The organism is Streptomyces durocortorensis (assembly GCF_016901035.1).
Classification (GTDB): Bacteria; Actinomycetota; Actinomycetes; order Streptomycetales; family Streptomycetaceae; genus Streptomyces; species Streptomyces durocortorensis.
Genome location: NZ_JAFEUF010000400.1, coordinates 1 through 3621, shown reverse-complemented (window position 1 = coordinate 3621; position 3621 = coordinate 1). Strand labels below are relative to the sequence as shown.

Genomic DNA, 3621 nt, shown 5'->3' with positions numbered 1-3621 from the left:
CGGCGACATGCCCTCGCAGACGAATCCGCCCAGCGGCGTGCCGGCGAGGTTGGCGTCGATCCGCGCCAGGATCTCCACCACCCGGTCGGCGGGGGGGGGGGGGGGGGGGGGCTGCCCCGGGAGGTTGTGCGAGCCGAGCGGGGCGCGGCCCCGGCTGCGGCGCTGCGGCAGCCCGTTCTCGGTCCACTCGGTGACCACGGGAACGTCGTCCTCCATGGGCGCCGCGGGAGCGGCCGGGCGCGAGGTGGCCGTAGGGGCTCCGGTGGAGACCGGTGCGGCCACGGACGGCACGGGGCCGGTGGGGGCGGGCTTGGGCTTGCGCTTGCCGGGCGGCGGCACCACGTGCTGGAGCTGCGACATGTCGAGCGAGCTGGTGGGCCGCGAGGTGGCGCCGATGCCGTGGGCGATGCCCGGGGCGGGCCCGGTGGTGATCATCTCGCGCGGCACGATGAGGACGGCGCGGACGCCGCCGTAGGCCGACTGACGCAGCGACACCTGGAGCTGGTACATCCGGGAGAGCCGGCCGACGACGGCCATGCCGAGGCGCGGGGACTCCCCGAGGTCGTTCATGTTGATGCCGGCCTGGGCCTGGGCGAGCATGTTCTCGGCGCGGGCGCGGGCCTCCTCGCTGAGGCTGACGCCGCCGTCCTCGATCTCGATGGCGATGCCGGTCTGCACCTCGACCGCGGTGACGTGCACCCGGGTCTGGGGCGGGGAGTAGCGGGTCGCGTTGTCGAGGAGTTCGGCGCAGGCGTGGATGAGCGGTTCGACCGAGGTGCCGACGATGGCGACCTTGGCGATCGAGTGCAGATCGACGCGCTGGTACTCCAGGATGCGGGACATCGCACCGCGCAGCACGCTGAACAGCGGTACGGGCTTGGGCCACTGGCGGCTGGGGCGGGCGCCGCCGAGGACGGCGATGGAGTCGGCGAGCCGGCCGATCAGCGCGGTGCCGTGGTCGATGCGCAGCAGGTCGTCGAAGACCTCGGGGTTGCGCCCGTAGTGGTCCTCCATCTCCCGAAGTTCACTGGCCTGGCGGTGCACGATCGCCTGGACGCGGCGGGCGACGCTGACGAAGGCGCGCTGGGCGGAGTCACGCCGGGCCTCCTCGTTGTCGATGACTTCGAGGACCTGGTGGATCTGCTCGCGCAGCGCCTTGGGCAGATGGCGGTTGGCCGCGTCCGCGTCGACGATGTCGCGCATCACCTCTTCGGGCGAATTGCCCACGCGCAGCCGCCGGATGGCGGCGGGCATGACTTCCTTGGTGAGCCGTACCGTCTCGGCGTCGTGCGAGAGGATGCGGTGTTCCAGGTAGGCGATGCGCTGTTCGTACTCGGCGCGCTGGACGCGCATGGCGTGTCGGCGGCGGTGGAGCGCCACGGTGAGTACGGCGACCACGAGCGTGGTGATCGCGCCGCACACGGCGACTGGTATCCGCGCGGCCGGTGCGACCAGGGCCGATCCGGCGGCGGTCGCGCCGAGGAGCAGGGCCACGGGCAGCAGGACTACGCGGACGACGGGGATGTCTCTGTCGGTCGGCGGTGATTCAACACGGACCATCTAAAACCCTCTGGCGGTTGATTCCGGGATGTATGCACACATGAGCGAAGACTTAGGAACAAGTGCTCGAATTCATCTCAACTCGACTTCACTGCGCGTGAGCTTAGCCAGATCAGAACAGTGCTTCGGCATATTCACCCAACCCCCTGCGGAAGCCCGCCGAGAGGAATACACTCACCAGTTTTTGCACGCTGCGCTGTGAAGCGTGCGCGAGGAGTGAGGGTGGCCGGAATACGTCCATGCCGAGAGCCGGTGGCGCAGAAGAACACAGCAAAGCGCAGCAACCGTCGCCGGATTGCTGCGCTTTGCGGGGTAAATCACCTGTACATCAGTCGGCTTCGCCCCACCGAAACCAGACAACGGCACACGTGATCGAATCGGATCGAAAGGTGCAGATTCCTGACCGTCGGACGGGTGACAGACGAGATCGCCCGCCCTGACGCCTCGGCGAAGTCACCCGCCCGCGACCCGTCGACGCGTCTCGTCAGCGCCGGGCGCCGCCGAGCCGCCCCTCCAGCTGGACGAGCAACTCGCTCAGCCTGGAGCCGAGTTCGTCACGACCGTCCTCGTCGAGGCCGGCGAGTACGGTGCGTTCGTAGGCGAGCTGTTCGGGCAGCAACCGGTCGACCAGGGCCCGGCCCTCGTCGGTGAGCCGGACATGGGCGACGCGCCGGTCGCGGTCGTCGCCCCGGCGGTCGACCAGGGCACGGTCCTGGAGGGCGCGCAGCCGCTTGGTGACGGCGGCTCCGGAGGAGAACGTCTCGCGGGCCAGCTCGCCGGGGGTCAGCTCCCGGTCCGTCCGGCGTACGGCGCCGAGGAGGTCGAATTCGGCGCGGGTGAGTCCGGCGGAGCGCAGCGGAGCGTCCTCCGCCTGCTGGAGGAGGGCGGCGCAGCGGTTGATCCGGCCGATGATCTCCATCGGTCCGGTGTCGAGCTCGGGGTTGACGGCCTGCCACTGCCGGACCACCGAAGCAACGATGTCGTCGGTCACTCCGCTCCGATCGAAGGGGCGTGGACCGTGGGCCCGCGCCGTTGTGCTGTCGCGGCGAGCGTACGGTGTCCCGCCTGCTCGGCCGCGAGAAGGCGCTGCTCGGGCAGGGCGCGCTGCCACCATTCGCCCGCGGCGGTGTCGCCCGCCTCGCGCAGTTCGACGAGGCTCGCGGTGAGCGTCCGGCGGGCCCGGTCCCGTTCGGCGGGCACGGATCGGGGGTCGGCGGCGACCCGGTCGGCGGCGGCGCGGGCCCGGTCGGCGGCGTCGAGCGCCCGCTCGACCCGGCCCGCCGCCCGCCGGTTGGTGACGAGCGTCGCGGCCAGGAAACCGGCGGCCGCGCCGAGGAGGGTGTCCAGGACCCGGTCGCCGATGAGTTCCCCGGCCGGATGGGCGCCGCCGAACTCCAGGACCAGCAGGGCCATCGGGGTCACGGCGACGGAGCCGAGCCAGTAGTTGCGGGTGATGAGGGCCTCGGCGGCGAAGCTGAAGAAGAGGCAGCAGCAGACGAGGGCGAGCGGGCCGGTCCGCGACAGCGGCAGGACGACGGCGAAGACGAGGACGCCCAGGAGGTTGCCGAGGGTGCGCTGGAGGGTTCGGTTCCACGACAGGCTGATGTTGGCCTGGTAGAGGGAGGCGGCCGTGACGATCGCCCAGTAGGGGCGGCCGACGCCGAGCGCGGCGCAGAGGTACCCGGCGAACGCGCAGCCCGCCAGTGTGCGGACGGCCACCGGCAGCAGCGGCGATCCTGGGCCGAGGCGGCGCAGCAGAGCACGGCGGTTGGCGCGGCGGCCTTCGGGGGCCCGCAGGGCGGCGCGTTCGGCGTCGATCCCGTGGAGTTCGTCGGCGGTGCCGGGGGCCGGCGGCGGCGCGGGCCCCCGGGCCCGGGTCAGGGCGGCCCACTCCCGCAGCCGGTCCGGATCCGCCGCCCCGGCCCCGGGCCCCGGGGCCGCGAAGGCCGCTTCGGCGTGCACCACGAGGCGCTCCAGCGACCGGCGTACGGGGGTGGGGCGGCCGGAGGCGAGCAGGCACTGCCAGGCGGCGTGCACGGCGGCGGCCGCGGCGTTGCGGTG

The 3621-nt window shown here is 72.5% G+C and carries 3 protein-coding genes; all 3 read right to left on the bottom strand.

Translation table 11 applies throughout. From position 1 onward, the window contains the following. On the bottom strand, positions 1–1560 hold a 1560-nt coding region (locus JS521_RS34545), incomplete at its 3' end, for a sensor histidine kinase (protein ID WP_239488237.1). 484 nt (positions 1561–2044) lie between these two features. Continuing rightward, on the bottom strand, positions 2045–2551 hold the full coding sequence (locus tag JS521_RS34540) for a MarR family winged helix-turn-helix transcriptional regulator (protein WP_205086823.1): 507 nt from the start codon (positions 2549–2551) through the stop codon (positions 2045–2047). Beyond that, positions 2548–3621: FUSC family protein (locus JS521_RS34535; RefSeq protein ID WP_205086822.1), on the bottom strand; the 1074-nt coding region annotated here is incomplete at its 5' end. The genes JS521_RS34540 and JS521_RS34535, both read right to left, overlap by 4 nt.